The 17991-nt window shown below is 56.2% G+C and carries 22 protein-coding genes and 1 riboswitch; of the genes, 3 read left to right on the forward strand and 19 right to left on the reverse strand.

The genetic code is table 11. The annotated features are described in order from the left end of the window. Positions 1–32 precede the first annotated feature (32 nt). Positions 33–284: a putative hemolysin gene (locus L2731_RS13145; protein ID WP_249253542.1), complete on the forward strand. Its 252-nt coding sequence runs from the start codon at positions 33–35 to the stop codon at positions 282–284. Positions 285–329: 45 nt separating this feature from the next. Here L2731_RS13145 and gltS read toward each other — a convergent pair whose 3' ends face one another. The 17 genes from gltS to moaA all read right to left on the reverse strand — a co-directional run bounded on the left by gltS (position 330) and on the right by moaA (position 12123). Further along, positions 330–1553, reverse strand: coding sequence for a sodium/glutamate symporter (gene gltS / locus L2731_RS13150; RefSeq protein WP_249253544.1), 1224 nt, complete (start codon positions 1551–1553; stop codon positions 330–332). A 212-nt stretch (positions 1554–1765) separates the two neighbouring features. Next, positions 1766–1921, reverse strand: coding sequence for a DUF2986 domain-containing protein (locus L2731_RS13155; protein WP_239853918.1), 156 nt, complete (start codon positions 1919–1921; stop codon positions 1766–1768). 101 nt (positions 1922–2022) lie between these two features. Then, entirely contained in the window at positions 2023–2424 is a 402-nt protein-coding gene (locus tag L2731_RS13160) for a RidA family protein (RefSeq protein ID WP_249253546.1), read from the reverse strand. A 196-nt stretch (positions 2425–2620) separates the two neighbouring features. Next, entirely contained in the window at positions 2621–2788 is a 168-nt protein-coding gene (locus L2731_RS13165; RefSeq protein ID WP_011863909.1) for a YqaE/Pmp3 family membrane protein, read from the reverse strand. 21 nt (positions 2789–2809) lie between these two features. Further along, complete coding sequence (locus L2731_RS13170) at positions 2810–3484, reverse strand: TIGR01621 family pseudouridine synthase (RefSeq protein WP_239882643.1); 675 nt, start codon at positions 3482–3484, stop codon at positions 2810–2812. A 12-nt stretch (positions 3485–3496) separates the two neighbouring features. Then, positions 3497–4756: a sensor histidine kinase gene (locus L2731_RS13175; protein ID WP_041509738.1), complete on the reverse strand. Its 1260-nt coding sequence runs from the start codon at positions 4754–4756 to the stop codon at positions 3497–3499. 49 nt (positions 4757–4805) lie between these two features. Continuing rightward, a complete protein-coding gene (locus L2731_RS13180; protein ID WP_249253548.1) occupies positions 4806–5483 on the reverse strand; it encodes a response regulator transcription factor in 678 nt (225 codons plus the stop codon). Between the two features lie 3 nt (positions 5484–5486). Further along, positions 5487–6023, reverse strand: coding sequence for a PepSY domain-containing protein (locus tag L2731_RS13185; protein WP_041509682.1), 537 nt, complete (start codon positions 6021–6023; stop codon positions 5487–5489). 150 nt (positions 6024–6173) lie between these two features. After that, positions 6174–6530, reverse strand: coding sequence for a NirD/YgiW/YdeI family stress tolerance protein (locus L2731_RS13190; RefSeq protein ID WP_249253550.1), 357 nt, complete (start codon positions 6528–6530; stop codon positions 6174–6176). Between the two features lie 124 nt (positions 6531–6654). Continuing rightward, the gene (locus L2731_RS13195) at positions 6655–7764 is read right to left on the reverse strand and encodes an ABC transporter ATP-binding protein (protein ID WP_249253552.1); all 1110 of its coding nucleotides are present in this window, start codon (positions 7762–7764) and stop codon (positions 6655–6657) included. Then, a complete protein-coding gene (gene modB, locus L2731_RS13200) occupies positions 7745–8425 on the reverse strand; it encodes a molybdate ABC transporter permease subunit (protein ID WP_249253554.1) in 681 nt (226 codons plus the stop codon). Before modB ends, L2731_RS13195 begins: the two co-directional genes overlap by 20 nt. Then, the gene (gene modA, locus L2731_RS13205; protein WP_249253556.1) at positions 8425–9249 is read right to left on the reverse strand and encodes a molybdate ABC transporter substrate-binding protein; all 825 of its coding nucleotides are present in this window, start codon (positions 9247–9249) and stop codon (positions 8425–8427) included. The genes modB and modA overlap by 1 nt, the downstream gene beginning before the upstream one ends. Positions 9250–9282: 33 nt before the next feature. After that, positions 9283–9750: a molybdopterin synthase catalytic subunit MoaE gene (moaE, locus tag L2731_RS13210; RefSeq protein WP_249253558.1), complete on the reverse strand. Its 468-nt coding sequence runs from the start codon at positions 9748–9750 to the stop codon at positions 9283–9285. A 1-nt stretch (position 9751) separates the two neighbouring features. Further along, positions 9752–10003 (reverse strand): molybdopterin synthase sulfur carrier subunit, encoded by a 252-nt coding sequence (moaD, locus tag L2731_RS13215; protein WP_239853910.1) that lies wholly within the window; start codon positions 10001–10003, stop codon positions 9752–9754. 27 nt (positions 10004–10030) lie between these two features. Beyond that, complete coding sequence (moaC, locus tag L2731_RS13220) at positions 10031–10507, reverse strand: cyclic pyranopterin monophosphate synthase MoaC (protein WP_041509675.1); 477 nt, start codon at positions 10505–10507, stop codon at positions 10031–10033. Continuing rightward, entirely contained in the window at positions 10500–11030 is a 531-nt protein-coding gene (gene moaB / locus L2731_RS13225) for a molybdenum cofactor biosynthesis protein B (protein WP_249253560.1), read from the reverse strand. Before moaB ends, moaC begins: the two co-directional genes overlap by 8 nt. A 112-nt stretch (positions 11031–11142) precedes the next feature. Beyond that, positions 11143–12123: a GTP 3',8-cyclase MoaA gene (moaA, locus tag L2731_RS13230; RefSeq protein ID WP_249253562.1), complete on the reverse strand. Its 981-nt coding sequence runs from the start codon at positions 12121–12123 to the stop codon at positions 11143–11145. Beyond that, positions 12111–12245, reverse strand: a riboswitch (molybdenum cofactor riboswitch). Its footprint overlaps the gene before it by 13 nt. Before the next feature lie 226 nt (positions 12246–12471). Here moaA and L2731_RS13235 point away from each other — a divergent pair. Next, on the forward strand, positions 12472–14121 hold the full coding sequence (locus tag L2731_RS13235; RefSeq protein ID WP_249253564.1) for an electron transfer flavoprotein-ubiquinone oxidoreductase: 1650 nt from the start codon (positions 12472–12474) through the stop codon (positions 14119–14121). A gap of 261 nt (positions 14122–14382) precedes the next feature. Further along, positions 14383–16299, forward strand: a complete 1917-nt coding sequence (locus L2731_RS13240) for a methyl-accepting chemotaxis protein (RefSeq protein WP_239853904.1) — start codon at positions 14383–14385, stop codon at positions 16297–16299. A gap of 74 nt (positions 16300–16373) precedes the next feature. Here L2731_RS13240 and L2731_RS13245 read toward each other — a convergent pair whose 3' ends face one another. Both L2731_RS13245 and L2731_RS13250 read right to left on the reverse strand, forming a co-directional pair. Further along, a complete protein-coding gene (locus tag L2731_RS13245) occupies positions 16374–16694 on the reverse strand; it encodes a DUF4870 domain-containing protein (RefSeq protein WP_249253695.1) in 321 nt (106 codons plus the stop codon). An 80-nt stretch (positions 16695–16774) separates the two neighbouring features. Beyond that, positions 16775–17467, reverse strand: coding sequence for an MOSC domain-containing protein (locus L2731_RS13250; RefSeq protein WP_249253567.1), 693 nt, complete (start codon positions 17465–17467; stop codon positions 16775–16777). Between the last annotated feature and the right edge of the window lie 524 nt (positions 17468–17991).

Genomic DNA, 17991 nt, shown 5'->3' on the forward strand with positions numbered 1-17991 from the left:
GTTAATCGCTAATCAGAGAATAGGAAAATGACATGAAGATATCCCACACCATAGCGGCACTGCTTTTCACCCTAGGCTTAGGGGCTTGTCAGACGCAGGTGGACAAGGAGCAAGACGCCGCAGAGTCCAAACCACTGTCTATGGCGAACCCAGCCGCCGTCTACTGCGAATCCTTAGACGGCACACTCGACCTCGAGAGCGGCATCTGCACCCTGCCCAGTGGCGAGCAGATGGAGCATTGGACCCTATATCGCCGGGATCATCCTCAGGCTGAGGGCCAATAGCAAAAAAGCACCCTAGGGTGCTTTTTTAATACTAAGCGAGTAAGGCTAGCCGATAAAGCTGAGATAGCCCTGCAATATGATGGCGTTGACTATGTCGATGAAGAAGGCACCGACGATGGGCACCACCATGAAGGCCTGTGGCGATGGCCCCGTGCGTGACACTAGGGCCCCCATGTTCATCACAGCCGTCGGCGTGGCACCCAAGCCAAATCCACAGTGACCACCGGCCATGACGGCGGCATCATAGTTGGCGCCCATCAGCTTGAAGGTGATCCAATAGGCAAACAGCGCCAGCACGGCGGTCTGCACCAACAAAATAATGAGCAGCGGCACCGCCAAATCGAAGATCTCCCACAACTTAAGATTCATCAGCGCCATGGCCAGGAAGAGCGCCAGGGAAACCGTCCCCAAGACGTCGACACTCTCGCGGTTGATCTTAAAACCACGCGACACCTCTGTGATGTTGGTGATCACCACACCGAAGAAGAGCGCATAGACGAACTCAGGCATCTTCAACCAGCCGATATCCAGATAGCCCACCAGGGAGCCAAACCACTTGGCACCGGCCACACACAACAAGAGAATAAAGAGCACCTCAAGGATACTCTTGGCCGTCACCCTGTCTTCTTCGAGCTGGTCATAGGTCACCAGATCCGGATGGTCCTTGTGGTGATTGCCACCGACACCGTAAGCGGAGACGAGACCATTCTTGTTGATCAGGCGCTGCGCTACTGGGCCACCTATGATACCGCCCATCACCAGGCCGAAGGTTGCCGCCGCCATCGCCAGCTCCAGGGTGTTGATACCATACTGCTCGGAGAAGGTCTGCGCCCAGGCCGCACCTGTGCCGTGGCCACCCGACAGGGTGATCGAACCGGCGATCAGTCCCATCAGCGGTTCCAGCCCCAGGGCGGTGGCGATACTGACCCCCACGGCATTCTGAATAATGATGTAGAGCGAGGCGATGGCCAGAAACAGGAACACCTTGGTGCCACCCTTCATCAATAATTTATAACTGGCCGCCAGTCCCACGCTACTGAAGAACATCAGCATCAGGGTATTCTGCATCGACAGGGAAAACTCCAACGAAATGTTGTAGGAATGCAGCACGGTGATCACCGCCGCCACCAGCAGACCACCCACTATGGGTTCGGGAATATTATATTTACGAAACGCTGCCACGTGACGATTAACCGAATGGCCAATAAAGAGCACTAAAATTGCCACCAGAAACGACTCCAGCTCTCCAACGGTATAAACAGTATTCATGGTTCTCCTTATTTAGGCGAAAGCCATATCGGCCTATCTTGCCTTGTCATCGGACGCGCTACATCAAGCCGCCCAAGCATTGCCCTTTCTTGGGTCGCTCACGCCGAGCACAACTCCAATGTGTATCTCATCAGGAGACTCAAGATAGGAAGGTGTCGGCAATAAAGCGCCCCAACGGGACGAATGAAAATAAATTGAGGAAGGTCTCTAACCTAAGAGACGAGTTCAGCGGGTGGTTCGGCCGCCTCGGCGAGTCGTTCGCGTTCGGCCTTGGCGATATACTTAGGCTTACCTGTGCGATGAAGTTTAGCATTCGCCTTCTTCGCCTTGGCCTTAAGTGTTTGATTGATTTTCTTCTTTCTGTTCATGGCGGCGATTATAGCCTAAAACGCCGCCCCATTGGGTTATCAGAAAGTTAACAGTACAAATTTAATGCAAGTCAGTTCGGCTTAAATTGGGCGCCAACGGCCTAATCCCCCTCGAAAGCCTTAGCCGCCTGCGCCTCGATCTCTACCCGCCAGCGTGGGTCAAACAGCCCCTGGACGAAGAGCAAGGTGGTTGGCAATTCGCCCACATCGAACCCCAGACGCGCCTTGGCGGCTTGGTAGGCTGGCAGATCATCTCTGTCGACAAGGTAGATACGCACCAACACCAAGTCTTTCAGATCCATCTCGTTGGCCCGTAACACGGCGCGTAAGTTCTCCCACGCCTGCACTATCTGCCCCTCTGTGTCGGGCGCAAGCTTGCCCTGCCTGTCTATGCCCAGCTGTCCGGCAATATTCAGCCAGCGCGAGGGCCCAGGGATTAGCGCACATTGATGGTAGTTGGCCGCAGGGGCCGCCAGGGTATCCGGGCTCCAGATCTTATTCATCTTCTCTCCTTTACTCACTTGAATTAGACCCAGCGAGTCTGGCAAGTCGGGATACGGAGAAAAAGGGAGGTGGCTTGAACTCACTGTTCAGGCCAGGGTTAACAATCTGCCATAAAAAAGCGCAGCCTATGCCGCGCTCCATTACTTAATATCGAACAAGACTTAATCTCGAGCAAGATTTAGCCTCGAACAAGACTTAAGATTTGGTCACCACCCACAGGGCGTGTAACAGGCCTGGAATGAAGAACAGCAGGCAGAGAATGATGTTGATCAGCAGATCCTTACCGACACCACTCTTCAAGAAGACGGCAACCGGTGGTAGCAGAATGGCAATGATGACGAGCAGCAGTTTGTTGGTATCCATAGACAGGCTTCCTTAATTGACTCAATTTCGTTTTGGCCAATCTAACTTCTCAGGCTTACCCCATGTTTGCAACTGGTTTTTTACCCCGTTTAGGCCAAATGCCTCGCCCTGCTCAGGCGCGTGCCGATAGGCATACGCCTGCCCCTGCCATTCGAACCCCAGGGCGAAGGCGTGCAGGTAGCCACGATCGGCCTCCTCACCACCATAGAGGCTATCGCCGAGGATCGGCACCCCAAGGCTGGCCAGCGCCACCCTAAGCTGATGTGTCTTACCACTGAGCGGCTTGAGCAGATAGAGACGCAGACCCTCGGCCACGGATTGCGAAAAAAACTGAGTGATCGCCGGGTTCTCCTTGCTGCGCAGCAGCTTATACATGCTGCGACGAGATTTGGCCATGTCGCCCACTATGCTGCCCTGCTTCTTCTTAGGCTTGCCCTTAGCCAGCGCCACATAGTACTTCTGCACCTTGTGCTCACTGAAGAGACGGGTAAACCCGGCCGCCGCCTCGCTCGACTTGGCGAACAGCAGCAAACCAGAGGTCATGGTATCCAGGCGATGTACCGAGTAGAGCTTGATGTCGAGATCCCGTTCGAGCTGTGCCATCACGCCTGCGCTGCCGTCCTGGCTATGAAAGTGCACCCCGGGTGCCTTGTCGATCACCAGGAAGTCTGCCTCATCGGCAATGATCTGATACATGGATTGTCGCCCTTATGAAAAACGTATGCTCACCTGCAGCCCAGGCTGGTTATCGGAGAGTTCGATGCGGGCATTATGACGCTGCAAAATCGCCTTGACCAGCGAAAGTCCGAGCCCCGTGCCCTTGTTGTGACGGCTGGGATCCAGGCGCACCAGACGGTCAAATACCTTCTCGGTGGCATCATCAGGGATCCCGGGGCCATTATCGCGGATCAATATGCGGTTCCCCTGCTGCGCTATCTCTATCTTGGCTCCCTCGCCGGAGTACTTAATCGCGTTGTCCACCAGGTTAAACAACGCCTGGAACAAGAGATACTTATCCCCCATCACGCTGTGGTCTTCGTCCAGCGACAGGGTCAATGTCTGGCCGTTGGATTCGGCCATCGCCTCGGCCATCTCAAACAGATCCTGACACAAATCGTTCAGACTCAAGGGTTGTAGTTCGAGATCTTGCTGCCCCTCCTCGATACGGGTGAGGGATAACATGGCATCGAAGGTCGCCAGGCAGTGATCCAGCTCCTCTATCAGGATGGCACTGGCCTCATCCAGCTCCTCGACCGGCTTTTGCGGTAGCTGTTCCAGGCCGATCCTCAGGTGAGACAGTGGCGTCCTGAGATCGTGGGCGATATTGTCTGTGGCGCCACGCACCGCATGCAGGTTAGCCTCCAGGGTATCCAGCACCTGGTTGAAGTTGCCCGCCAGCATATCGAACTCATCCTGTCGCCAGCTGATTGGCAGTCGGGTGGAATACTCGCCACGCTCGATGCGGCGACTCAGGCGGTTGTACTGTACCAGGCGGCGCAGGATCGCCTTGGAAAACAAATAGCCCAGGGCTAGGGTCAGCACGATAGTCAACATCAGCGCCGTGATGGCCGCGTTGACGAAGCGCTCGATCAACGTCGCCAGCTGATCGGTTCGGGTGGCGATAAGCACGGGACCATAACGGGTGATCACCAGGCCACCGGTGAGAATGTGCAACTTGTCCGGCCCGCTGGTGAGAATGGGGAAATCTCGCGTCTCCGGCAGCAGCGGCATATCATCAGGCATCAGGCTCAGGGCCCCCACCAGATCCAACGAGCTGCGCCACACCACCAGGGCCGTCTTGGGGTCGGCGGTGCGGATCTGAGTGGCAAAGCTGCGTCTGTCCAGGGTCAGCGCCATCTGCTGATAACGTACCTTCTCCGCCGCCAGGTGTTGGTTGGTCTGCAGCTCCTGCTCGTTGATCAATTGGCGATACATGCCAAACAGCAGGGTGCCAATAATCAGGGTCACCAGGGCCGAGAAGATGATGGTAATGCGCCAGGCACTACTCTGATAGGGTCTAATGCCCTTGACGGAGGCGATAGCCAGCCCCTCGAACCGTTTCGATCAGCTCGCCAAAGCCCAGCTCTTCAAACTTGCGTCTCAGCTTGGCGATATGCACGTCGATCACATTGGTGCGAGGATCGAAATGGTAATCCCACACCGCCTCGAACAACAGGGTGCGGCTGATCACCTGATTCGGGTGTTCCATCAAGTACTTCAGCAGTTGAAACTCTTTGGGCTGCAGCATGATCTCGCTGCCCGCCAGGGTGACCTTACGGGTCAGCAGTTCCATCACCAGTTCGCCCACCTTAAGCTCGGTTTGTGCCGGCGTCGAATTACCGCGCTGCATCAGTTTCTCGGCGCGCACTAAGAGTTCGGAGAAGGCAAATGGCTTAGTCATATAGTCGTCACCACCGGCCCTGAGCCCCTTGACGCGCTCATCCACATGGCTCAGCGCCGACAGGATAAGCACCGGGGTCTGATTGCCAGTCGCACGCAGCGCCGCCAGCAACTTAAGGCCATCGAGCTGTGGCAACATGCGGTCCAGTATCACCAGGTCATACTGCATACTGGTGGCCAGCAAGAGTCCTTGATGACCATCGCTAGCCGTCTCGATATTGTGCCCCTGTTCGGCAAATCCCTTGACCACATACTCTGTGGTGGTCGCATCATCTTCTACCAGTAATATTTTCATCTGTTAATCCCACTTCAACAGGGGCAAAGGCCGCTGATTTTCGATATCGAAGGCTATCCTATGTTTACCGTTGGCATCGATAAGCTTGAGTTCCAGATAGCTGATGCCCAGGTCGTGATCCAGCTGCGCCTCCAGAATATGGGCGTTGCTGTCACCCATGGCCAACTTGAGCAGTTGCGAGAAGGTCTGCTCCATATCCCTGAGCATCCTCACCGCCTTGAGCTCATCCTTATCGTCCGCCTCCAGGGCTTCCACCTTCTGACGAATGAGTCGGCCATCTTTGGCCCAGAACTCAAACTCGCTGATGGTATCTTCCTTGGTGTTGATCATGCTGATCTCATAGATCAACTGACCATTTTCCACATCGATCTGAAACTCGGATATCACCCCAGGGTAGCTCTTCTCTGCCTGCTGGATCATCTTCTGTGGAGTCAGGCTTTGGCTATCCGATAGCAACTCAAGCACTGCCGGGTTGGCCTGGGCCAAATTCGCCCCCGCCAGTCCAGACAACAGCATTAAACTGATAAACCAACGAGCCATAGCTCCTCCATTAAATTCTTCAATATCGGTATCTTACACGCAAAAAATCCCTGTACCAATGGGATAGACGAGGGGCTTTGGGCTTTCAAGATTAAATTTAGTTTAAACTCATTTGGCCGATTTCACTCATCTGGGCACCAGCGCCTGGACTTATTCCGCTTGATCGACCAATTCGATGCTATCTATCTCTATCTCAATGCCGCGCCATTCGTCATCCACCTCGCCCCTCAGGGTCACAGTGGTATCGCTGGAGACCTCTATGTTGCGCCACAGGGCGTTGTCTATCTCCACCTCGACTTCGCCGCTGCTGTCGCGAAACAGGTACTTTTCATCCCCCAGGCTCTTGATAAGCTTTCCTGTCAGCTCCACCTGTGTGCCATCTTTGGCCACATGCGCATCGCTAGCCTGCTGGATCACGCCGCCCGCCTTGGGGCCATTGTAGGCGGCGAAGGCAGGTAGGGTGAGTACGCAAGAAAGGATTAGGGTGCCGGTTAGTTTCTTCTGCATCATGTGTCTCCTCGAGTCATAGTGCCCTAGGATAAGCGATGGCAAATATCGGGGAGATGGAAGCCGTATTAAGGATTGATCATATTCTATTCGGCGGCCAGAAAAGCTGACTCATTCTCGAGAGTCAGTCATTCTCCAGGATATGGATCAGCTCAGACTTGAGCGCCACCTCGGTCTCGACGCCGGGCGCCAGGCCCATCTTCTGGGCGAAATGCAGCGGCACCTCGGCATTGAGATGATGCTTCACCCCCTTGATGCTAGCGAGGATGCGCATGGTCTCCCCCATGCTGAGGCAGGACTCTATGGTGATACTGAGCTTGTTGAAGCTGCGGCACAGACGCCCCTTGGTGATGGAGTTAAACCTCACCCCCTGATTAGGGATCACCCAGCGCACCTTGGCGCCTATATCTAACTCTTCACGGTAATTACCGGCAATCAGGTGCTCACCAAACTTAAGCCAGGTGATCTGTCGCTCCGCCTCCTGAGCCACCACATGGGCGTCGAACAGGTTTCTCAGCCCCATCTGTTTGGCGACCGCCTCGTTGCGCGGACGGCTCAACACCTCCCGCGGACTGCCTTGCTGCAGCAGGGTGCCCTGGCTGATAAGGATCATGCGATCCGCCAGCAGCAACGCCTCGTTAAGATCGTGGGTCACCATGATCACAGGGATCGCCAGCTGCTCCTTGAGCCGAGCCAGCTCCAGATAGAGACGCTCGCGGGTCTCCCTATCGACCGCCGAGAAGGGCTCGTCCAGCAGCAGGACTCTGGGCTCCCGGGCAAGGGCTCGAGCCAGGGCCACCCGCTGACGCTGACCACCGGACAGATTGGCCGGCAGTCTGTCCGGCAGGCCGTGCAGGTTCACCCGCTCGAGCCAGTCTTTGGCCCGCGCGACCCGCTCCGCCTTGGGGATATGATCCAGCGCCGCCACCACGTTGGCCAGCGCCGTCATGTTGGGAAATAGGCCAAAGTGTTGCGGCACATAGCCGAGATGACGCTGCTGAGGCGTCAGGTAGCGCCCACTCTCGCTGCTAAACCAGACGCTGTCGCCATAGCGAATCTCACCCGACTCTGGCTTGGTCAAGCCGGCGATCATTCGCATCAGGGTCGACTTACCGCCCCCCGAGGGGCCGACCACGGCCAATACCTCGCCGGCGCGGCAGACAAACTCGGCATCCAGGGCGATGCCCTCTTGCTGATAGATCTTACAACTGAGATCAGCGACGTCTTGAGACACTCACGCCTCCTAATCGACGGGACAGGCTGGTGGTGAGCGCCAGCGCTGTGATGGCAAACAGCAGGAGCAGCAGAGACATCTGCCCCGCGGCGGCGAAATCGAACGCCTGCACGCTGTCATAGATGGATATGGCGATGGTCTTGGTCTCGCCGGCGATATTGCCACCCATCATTAGCACCACACCAAACTCACCCAGCACATGGGAGAAACAGAGCACCAGCGCGGTCAATACGCCCGGCCACACCAGAGGCAACTCTATCTTAAACAACACCTTGGCCGGACTCATGCCGCAGCAGGCACCGGCGTCGCGCACCTCTTCGGGCACCGCCTCGAAGGCGCGCTGAATCGGCTGTATGGCAAAGGGAATATTGACCAGCACAGAGGCCACCACTAGGCCCGAGAAATGGAACACCAGCTGTTGCCCCAGCAGGGCTTCGAGCGTCTGACCCAGCCAGGATTGGCTACCCAGCCCCACCAGCAGGTAGTAGCCGATCACGGTCGGGGGCAGCACAAGGGGCACCATGATCAGCGCCTCCAGCCAGGACTTGCCCCTAAACTGACGATAGGCCAGGAAGCGGCCTGCCCAGATGGCACAAGGGATCAACACCAGCACAGTGACACAGCTTAACTTGATCGAAAGCAGCAGCGCCTGCCAATCCATCAGTGGTCTCCGGCCGGCTTGTTAGCAGCATCAGCGACTTCATTGCCCAGGCTGTTATCGGGCAGGCCGAAGCCAAACTCGAGGAACACCGCCCTCGCCTTCGCCTGCGACAGGTAGGCATAGAAGGCCTTGGCGGTCTCCCCCGCCTTAGGCGTCAGCACCATGCGCTGATTCATGGGCGAATGCCACTCGCTCGGCAGCGCCACATAGTGGCTGGCGGCGCGAAACTGAGGCGCCATCGCCAGCGACAGGGCGACGATGCCGCCATCGGTCGAACCGCTCAGGGCAAACTGCGCCGCCTGAGACACGTTCTCGCCGTAGATGAGATAAGGCTGCAGAGGTTGCCAGAGTCCCAGATGTTGCAGCGCCTCCCGGGCGCGCTCGCCATAGGGTGCGTGATCTGGGTTGGCGATGGCAAAACGCTTTAATCCGCCCTGCTCCAACAGTGTCTTAACGCCGACCAGCTCGGCATCTAGGCTCAAAGGCGAACGCTTGGGCGCGGCCAGCGCCAGACGACCTATGGCGTAGATCTCACCGTCGCTTTGAGTTACACCAACCTTATGTAATTGATAGATATATTTATCGTCTGCCGACAGAAAAAGTTCGAACGGTGCTCCGTGACGCAGCTGCGCCACGAAGTTGCCCGAGGAGCCATAGGAGATGCGCACCCGCTTGCCCGTATCCTTGGTAAAGTCGGCGGCGATCTTATCCAGGGCAAACTTGATGTTGGAGGCGGCGGCGATGGCCGGCACCTCGGCCGCCCAGCTTGGGGTAACTCCCAACAGCAGCAGGCAGCCTAAAACAAAACCTCTGAGTAAATCCATTTCAACCCTCATCAACCGGGCACTCGTCCCGGCTTACTGCTTGTCCCACATCTTGGCCGCCTGTTCGTCGGCATCTTTAGCCTCGACCCAGTTCTTGCCCTGATCGCCCGCCTCTAACTTCCAGAATGGCGCCTTGGTCTTAAGGAAATCGATCAAAAATTCACAGGCCGCGAACGCTGCCTTGCGGTGGGCACTGGTGACACCGATAAAGACGATCTGCTCGCCCAGGGCCATGGTGCCGACCCGGTGAATGATGGTCACATGGGTAAGCGGCCAGCGCTCTCTGGCCTCGACAGCAATCTGGTTGAGCACCGCCTCTGTCATGCCAGGATAGTGCTCCAGGGTCAGATCGGTCACCGCGCTGCCATCGTTAAAGTCGCGCACCTTGCCCACGAAGGTGACCACGGCGCCGTCGCTGTCATCGGACGCGATACGGGCATATTCCTCGGGCACGCTAAAATCTTGCGTCTGCACCAATACTCGATCGATCGCCTGGCTCATACTAACCTCCGGTAACTGGGGGGAAGAAGGCCACCTCGTCGCCATCTTCGACCTGGGTATCCCAGCTGCTGATGGTCTGATTGACCGCCACCAACAGCTTGTCGGAGGCCAATACCTTGCCCCATTTATCGTCTTTGGCCGCCAGCAGCGCACGCAGGCCTTCGGCGGTAGTGGTCTGTTCGCTCGCTTCTACTTCGAGCTTGCTCTCGCCTAATAGTTCGCGCACCTGGGCGAAAAACAGCACATGAATCATAAACTTTCCCCTAAATACTCGTGTCGCTTAAACCTTAAAGTGCCCAGACTTGCCACCCCGCTTCTCCAGCAGGCGTGTCTGAGAGATCACCATATCTTTCTGCACCGCCTTGCACATGTCGTAGATGGTCAGTGCCGCCACCGAGGCCGCGGTCAGCGCCTCCATCTCGACCCCAGTCTTGCCGGACAGCTTACACAGGCTGGTGATACGCACTCTGTTATGTGCCGGCTGCGCCTCGAGATCCACCTCGACCTTGGTCAGCATCAGGGGGTGACACAGCGGGATGAGATCTGAGGTCTTCTTCGCCGCCTGGATCCCCGCGATGCGGGCCGTAGCGAACACGTCGCCCTTGTGATGGCTGCCGCTCATGATCATCTCAAGCGTCTCGGGCGCCATCTCGATGAAGGCCTCGGCGCGGGCCTCGCGCTCGGTAACCGCCTTCTCGGTGACATCCACCATGTGGGCATTGCCATCGGCATTAATATGGGTAAATTCACTACTCATCGATTGCTACCTTCTTCACGTGCATCACAAAGTTACAGGGTCTGTGAGTGGCATCCAGTTGTTCTTTTAAGATCTTGTTCCAGCCCGTCTTGCAGGCACCGGTAGAGCCCGGCAGACAGAAGATGGCTGTCTTGTTGGCGAAGCCGCCCAGGGCGCGGGACTGCACCGTCGAGGTACCGAGCTCGGTATAGGTGATATGACGGAACAGCTCACCAAAGCCTTCAATCTCGCGATCGAATAATGGCCTGACCGCCTGGGGCGTATTGTCGCGCTCGGTAAAGCCTGTACCGCCGGTGGTGATGATCACCTGCACATCACTCGAGGCTATCCACTGAGACAATACCGAACGTATCTGATACTTGTCATCTTTAATCAGGCGGCGCTCGGCAAGCTTGTGTCCGGCCGCTAACAGAGCCTCTTGTAAAAACTGTCCCGAGGTATCTTGGCTCAGATCTCGGCTATCGGAAAGGGTTAATACCGCGATATTGAGCGGTTCAAATTGAGTTCTCGTGCAATGACCCATAACGTCTCTCTTCACTCTTGGTGTTGTTTGCGGTTAACTGGCGCGTCTACAGGAATATGGGCAGAGTATACCCAGACAACGAAAGCAAGTTCTTGCGCTGGCGCAAGCCAGCCTAGCCTCCGATAGAGGCCAGATGCTGGGTCACGCCTGTGATGCCATCGTGGAGGAAGTGGGTTTCCTTCTTCGCCCTCAACTGGCCGTGGAGTCGTTCGATCAACTCACCACGCTGCTCGTGGGATTGCAGCAGATCCCGCAAATCGACACCGTGTTCGGTGAAGAGGCACAGGTGCAGTTTCCCCTTGGCGGAGACCCGCAGACGGTTACAGCTGGCGCAGAAGTTCTTCTCATAGGGCATGATCAAGCCGATGCGTCCCTTGAAGTCGTCATGGCTGAAGTTTTGCGCCGGGCCATCGTCGACCGCCGACTGATCCAACTGCCAGCCATCCTGAACAAGCTGCGACTTGATGTCGGCACCCGCCAGATGATGAGCCTTGAAGTACTCGCGTCCCAGGCCGGTTTCCATCAGCTCGATGAAACGCAGATCGATTGGGGTGTGCTTGATCCAGTGCAGGAAGCGTGGCAAGTCTTTGTCGTTTAAGCCCTTGAGCAGCACGGCATTGATCTTCACCCGCTCGAAGCCCGCCTCCAGGGCCGCGTCAACGCCGCGCATCACCTCGTCGAACTTATTCTCGCCGGTGATCTGATAGAACATGCGTGGGTCCAGGCTATCTACCGAGACATTGATGCGTCTCAGGCCGGCATCGAACCACTCTTTGGCATGCTTCTCCAAACGATAACCGTTGGTGGTGGTTGCCAGCGTCTTGATCTTGTCGTTATCGGCGACGATACGCACGATATCGGTAAAGTCTTTACGCAGGGTGGGCTCGCCACCTGTGATGCGGATCTTCTGGGTGCCGACCTCGGCAAAGGCGCCCACAAGATTCTCGATCTCATTGAGATCTAAAAACTTAGGCTTACCGTCGGGGCGATAACCATCCGGGAGGCAGTAGGTGCATTTGAAATTACAGACATCGGTAACCGACATCCGCAAATAGTGAAATCTTCGACCAAAATTGTCTTGTAGTTGAGACATGATCACCTTTCCAAGTAAGGGGAGGTGAGTCAATTTCTTTCCTCACCCCGGTGGCACTATTGCCACGGCTTAATCTCCCTATCTGTGGACGTAGGAGAGAAAGCTCGGAGAACCGTCGTTTCCCAATTATAGGCCGATATAGACCGGCTTTTATAGCAGAAACTTCCCGTTTCTTGTCTGAGATCAATCGGGCGTTAACATAATGTGACACCGCTCACGAAGATAAATACCATCAATTAGTCTATCCTGACTGCTTAAACTCTGTGCCATTTCGCCATTTTAGGGTAAGGTGGATGCAAAGAATAAAACACCCGTTTCAATCGGGGGAAAGCTAAAAGAGGTGAAGTGATGGAACGCGAATCGATGGAGTTCGACGTCGTTATCGTTGGCGCAGGCCCTGCCGGCCTGGCTACCGCATGTCGACTAATGCAAATCTCACAAGACTCTGGCCAGGAGCTCAGCGTCTGTGTGGTCGAGAAAGGTTCGGAAGTGGGCGCGCACATACTTTCAGGCGCCGTGTTCGAGCCTAAGGTGCTCGAAGAGCTATTTGGTGACTGGAAAGAGCAAGGTGCACCGCTACACACGGCCGTCACCCACGACGAGCTGCACATGCTCAGTTCAGACACGGCCTCACGCGCCATGCCCAACGCCCTTATCCCTAAGACGATGCATAACGATGGCAACTATATCATCAGCGTCGGCAACCTGGCCCGTTGGCTCGCCGAGCGTGCCGAGGCCTTGGGCGTCGAGATCTTCCCAGGCTTCCCCGCCAGCGAGCTGCTTTTTAACGAAGATGGCAGCGTAAAAGGGATCATCATAGGTGACATGGGTGTCGGCGCCGATGGCGAGCCCAAAGACAGCTATGAACCGGGCATGGAACTGCACGCCAAGTACACTGTATTTAGCGAAGGCTGCCGCGGCCACCTGGGCAAGCAGTTGATCGAGAAGTTCCACCTGGATAACGGCAAGACACCGCAACACTACGGCCTGGGCTTCAAGGAGATCTGGAAGGTCCCCGCCGAGCAGCACGAGCAGGGTAAAGTGGTTCATACGGGTGGCTGGCCGCTCACCGACGGCGCCTCGGGCGGTGGCTTCCTCTATCATATGGAAGACAACCAGATCGCCGTGGGTCTTATTATCGATCTCAACTATCAGAACCCACACCTGAGCCCATTCGATGAGTTCCAGCGTTACAAGACACATCCAGTGATCAGCCAGTACCTACAGGGCGGCGAACGACTCTGCTATGGCGCCCGCGCCATCACCAAGGGTGGTCTCAACTCGCTGCCTAAGATGAGCTTCCCAGGCGGCCTGATCATAGGTTGTGACGCAGGTACCCTGAACTTCGCCAAGATCAAGGGCACCCACACGGCGATGAAGAGCGGCATGATCGCGGCCGAGACCATCTGCCACGCCCTGCATGCTGGCGTAGAGGGCGGTAAAGATCTCGACTGCTACCAGGAGAAGTTCGAACAGAGCTGGCTGCAGGATGAGCTCTACTGCTCACGTAACTTCGGCCCCGCGATGCACAAGTTCGGTGCCTACCTGGGCGGCGCCTTCAACTATATCGATCAGAACTGGTTTGGCGGCAAGTTCCCTATCACGCTCAGAGACGAGAAGGCCGACTATGCCCAGATGGCCGAGGTGAGTGCCTATAGCAAGATAGAGTACCCCAAGCCCGACGGTAAGCTCAGCTTCGACAAGCTTTCTTCTGTCTACCTGTCGAACACCTTCCACGAGGAAGATCAGCTGTGTCACCTGCGTCTCAAAGACGAGCGGATCCCTATCGAGGTGAACCTGGTCAAGTTCGACGAACCGGCCCAGCGTTACTGCCCGGCGGGTGTGTATGAGGTGGTGGAAGAAGCCGGCGAGAAGAAGTTTGTCATCAACGGTCAGAACTGCATCCACTGTAAGACCTGTGACATCAAAGATCCAAGCCAGAACATCACCTGGGTCACCCCAGAGGGTGGCGGCGGACCTAACTACCCGAACATGTAAGCCAGGCCTTGTTGCTCGGCAAACAGACTAATTCAAACGCGCCTTAGGGCGCGTTTTTACTTGCGCTTAACATCCCTGGCCACCATAATGGCCCCATACCTACAAGCGTCACCAAGACGCACTCTATGATCCAGAGTGGATCGCCCTACCCTCAAAAAAAGTTCAATGGTTTAGCGTGTTTAGAAAACAGCGACTAACCTTAATAATCAAGTTGTCACACTCCGAGGGATGCTCGGACAGAGTAGATGCGAGTCATAAAAGATGAAACTAAACATGCTCACCATCAAGCAGAAAATATTACTCACGGTTACGGTCGCGGTATTGTTGTCTACCGTGCTAGTGGGTGTCTTGAGTCAACGCAGCGCCAAGGAAGTCGTCGAGCAGCGCATGCTCACCTCCGAGCTGCCCAACACCTTGCAGGCGATCCGCAACAAGGTAGAGATGGACATAGCCACCCTGATGAACGCCGCCGAGCAGCTGGCCAGCAGCAAGATGCTCAAGCAGTGGCTGGTCGAGGGGCGTCCTGCCGAGACAGAGCCCCTGGTGATCGCCCAGCTCAAGGATGTGCAGCAGCAATATAAGCTGGTGCAGGCCTCCTATGCCGACAGACAGACCGCCGCCTACTACACCCAGGACGGCTTTTTGCGGATCCTCACTCCGGATCAGGATGGCTGGTTCTTTAACTATAAAAACAGCGGCACAGAGCGCATGCTCAACGTGTTCACCGAGGCCAATGGTGATGTAAAACTCTTCATCAACTATCAACAGCCTAACGACCGCGGTTTGGTCGGGCTGGCCAAGTCACTGGATGACATGGTGCGCCTGCTGAAGTCCTTCAAGATCGAAGATACCGGCTTCGTCTACCTGGTAGATGCCAAGGGCGACGTTAAGCTGCACTCGGACACCAGCCAGATAGGCAAGGCCAGCCTGGCCTCCCTCTATGGCGGCGATGTGACCAGGCAACTGCTGAGCAAAGCCGACTTCGGCCTGACACAGACAGAGCTGGATGGTGAAACCCTGCTGGTCGCCAGCAGCTATATTCCCTCGATGGACTGGTATCTCATTGCCCAGGTGCCGAGAGCCGAGGTGTTTGCCCTACTGGAAGAGTCGGCCTATCAGATCCTCATCTGGACTCTGCTGATCGCCGCCGCCTTCATCGGCTTCTCTACCTTCGTCTCCGCCTCGGTGAGCCAGCCCATCGCCAAGGTAGCCGACATGCTGCAGGACATAGGTCAGGGTGAGGGCGACCTGCGCCAGCGCCTGCCCGTCGAAGGCAACGACGAGTTGGCGCAGCTCGCTAAGGGCTTCAACAGCTTCATCGAGAAGATCCAGCACTCCATCATAGAGGTGACGGACACCAGCGTGCAGCTGAGTCATGCCGCCAAGGATGTGGCCAATCAGGCTCAGCAGACCCAGGACGACAGCCAGCTACAGAAAGATCAGACCATGATGGTGGTCACCGCCATCAACGAAATGGGCGCGACCGTACATGAGATTGCCGGTAATGCCGCCCAGGCGGCCGACAACGCCAAGGACGCCGACAACGCCTCAAGCAACGGCCAGATAGTGGTCACCCGCGCCCGTGACACCATCAATCAACTCTCAGAGGATGTGGAGCAGGTAGGCAATGTGATCGAGTCCCTGGCCACCCACACCACCTCTATCGGCAGCATCCTGGATGTGATCCGCGCCGTGTCGGATCAGACCAACCTGCTGGCCCTCAACGCCGCCATCGAGGCCGCCCGTGCCGGTGAGGCAGGCCGAGGCTTCGCCGTGGTCGCCGAGGAGGTCCGTAACCTGGCCTCACGCACCGCCGCGTCGACCGACGAGGTGCAGAAGATGATCGACAACCTGCAGAGCGAGGCGGCCCGCGCCGTCGAGGCGATGACCCAGAGCAAGAGCCGCAGCCAGGAAGGGGTGCAGGCGGTCGATGAGGCCAGCCACACCCTGACCGAGATCAGCCAGCAGATCGGCGCCATCACAGACATGAATATTCAGGTCGCGGCGGCCACCGAGGAGCAATCTACCGTGGTGGAAGATATCAACCGCAACGTCACGGAGATCAGCGAGATCACCCAGCGTACCAGCGAGACCTCCCAGGCGGTGGCCCAGGCCAGCCAGTCGCTCAACCAGCTGGCCCACAGGCTAGACAGCCTGGTCGCCGGCTTCAAGGTCTAGGCGGTTCACTGCTTAAAGTGCTTCAGCCACACAAAAGCCCGCAATCGCGGGCTTTTTATTTTGGCTAATAGGTATCAGGCCTTAAGAAACTTAATCGTCAGCGGATACTGGTAACTAATGCCTTCGCTAGCCTTCATGGCGGCGATGATGGTGACCACGATATCGAAGATCGCCAATACACCCAGCAGGATAAAACCTACAACGACGAACATGAGGATCATGCTGATGATGGCGTATACCATCACGCTTATCTTGAAGTTGAGGCAGTTGCGACCACAGCTGTCGACGAAGGGGATCTCCTCACGCTTCATCAACCAGACAATCAGGGGCCCTAGTATAGAACCGAAGGGAATCAGATAGCCGGAAAAGCTGGCCAGATGCACCGCCACCCCCATGTTTCTATCGTCACGGGACAGTTGTTCAATATCAGACACGAATTACACTCCTTGATGATTCATTCTCTTTTTATTTATTGTTACAGGCGGTTAGGCCCAAATAAGCGCATTTCCCAAGGCTCAATCTTGCGACTTTCCAGGCGGCGCTGCAAGCTATTTACCCAAGACTTCGCCAGCCCCTCACAACTCACCAGGCGATCATAGGCGCCGGCATCAAAGGTAGGCGAGAAATAGATCCCCATCGCCTCGCGCAGGCTGATGTCGCTGCGACGCTCGACGAGGCGAATATCATCCTCCAGGTGGATCACCCCAGGCGTCACCACCCGATAGAACCAGCCACACAGGCCGCTGGTCTGCATGGCGAGGGCAAACTCGGGATAACCAAACTGATGATTGAGCTTGAAGCAGGGGGAGCGTGGCTGAGTCACCTTCAGGCGCACCTCGCCGATGGCGATGATGTCGCCGATATTTACTTGGGTCTCGTCCAGCCCAACGGTACTGATGTTCTCGCCCATGGCGGGCACATCCTTGAATCCCTGCATCATGTCCCAGCGACGATACTGACCATAATGCTCGCGAGGAAAATGGTGCAGCACACGGTCGGCGCCGCCGTGATGCTTGGGATCCGCCTGGCCGTCACCCTCGACGCCCAGCTCACCCACCACCAAACGAGTGCACGCCCGCTTGGCGTCGATCATGCTGGGTATTCCCTCGAATGCCTCGGCCTTGTCGCCACGATACAGGCCCGAAATCTTATCTACCAACCGCGTCATATCCTTCACTCCCCTGACTACTGCTTACGCCTCTCGCCCTCAGACAAAGGCGAGACGATTCGATACAAACTCCCTCTGTCGCCTCAGGCACTGCCCCTGAAAAATAGCGGCCTAGGGCCTGTTTATCTTTCGCGTTCATTTTTGCATCATTCTGTATCGCTTTTATACAAGGCAGAGCGATTGTAATGTGGTGTGCTACATCAATGAGCAATAACGCAGTAGAAAAATGATACAGACGCTGCCCGCAGGGTTCGTCTTGAGCACGTACAACTCTTTGTTACTCGGCTTTTATATAGAATAACTATACTTCAAGCCTCATGCCGCGATTTGAACGTGCTCAATTAGAACAAAAATTGTTCTCAAAAGGTCAACAGGCCCTAATTCTCCCTCAAGAAGATATCATGAAACAACACCTATTAGCCGTCTTACCGCTTAATTTCATACTCTTGCAGGCCCTGTTAGGCCTAGGCCATAGCAACAGGCGCTAGACAAGGAACAAAGAACAAGAGGCAAGAAACTGCAGG

This window comes from Shewanella aquimarina, from assembly GCF_023349185.1.
GTDB lineage: Bacteria > Pseudomonadota > Gammaproteobacteria > Enterobacterales > Shewanellaceae > Shewanella > Shewanella aquimarina.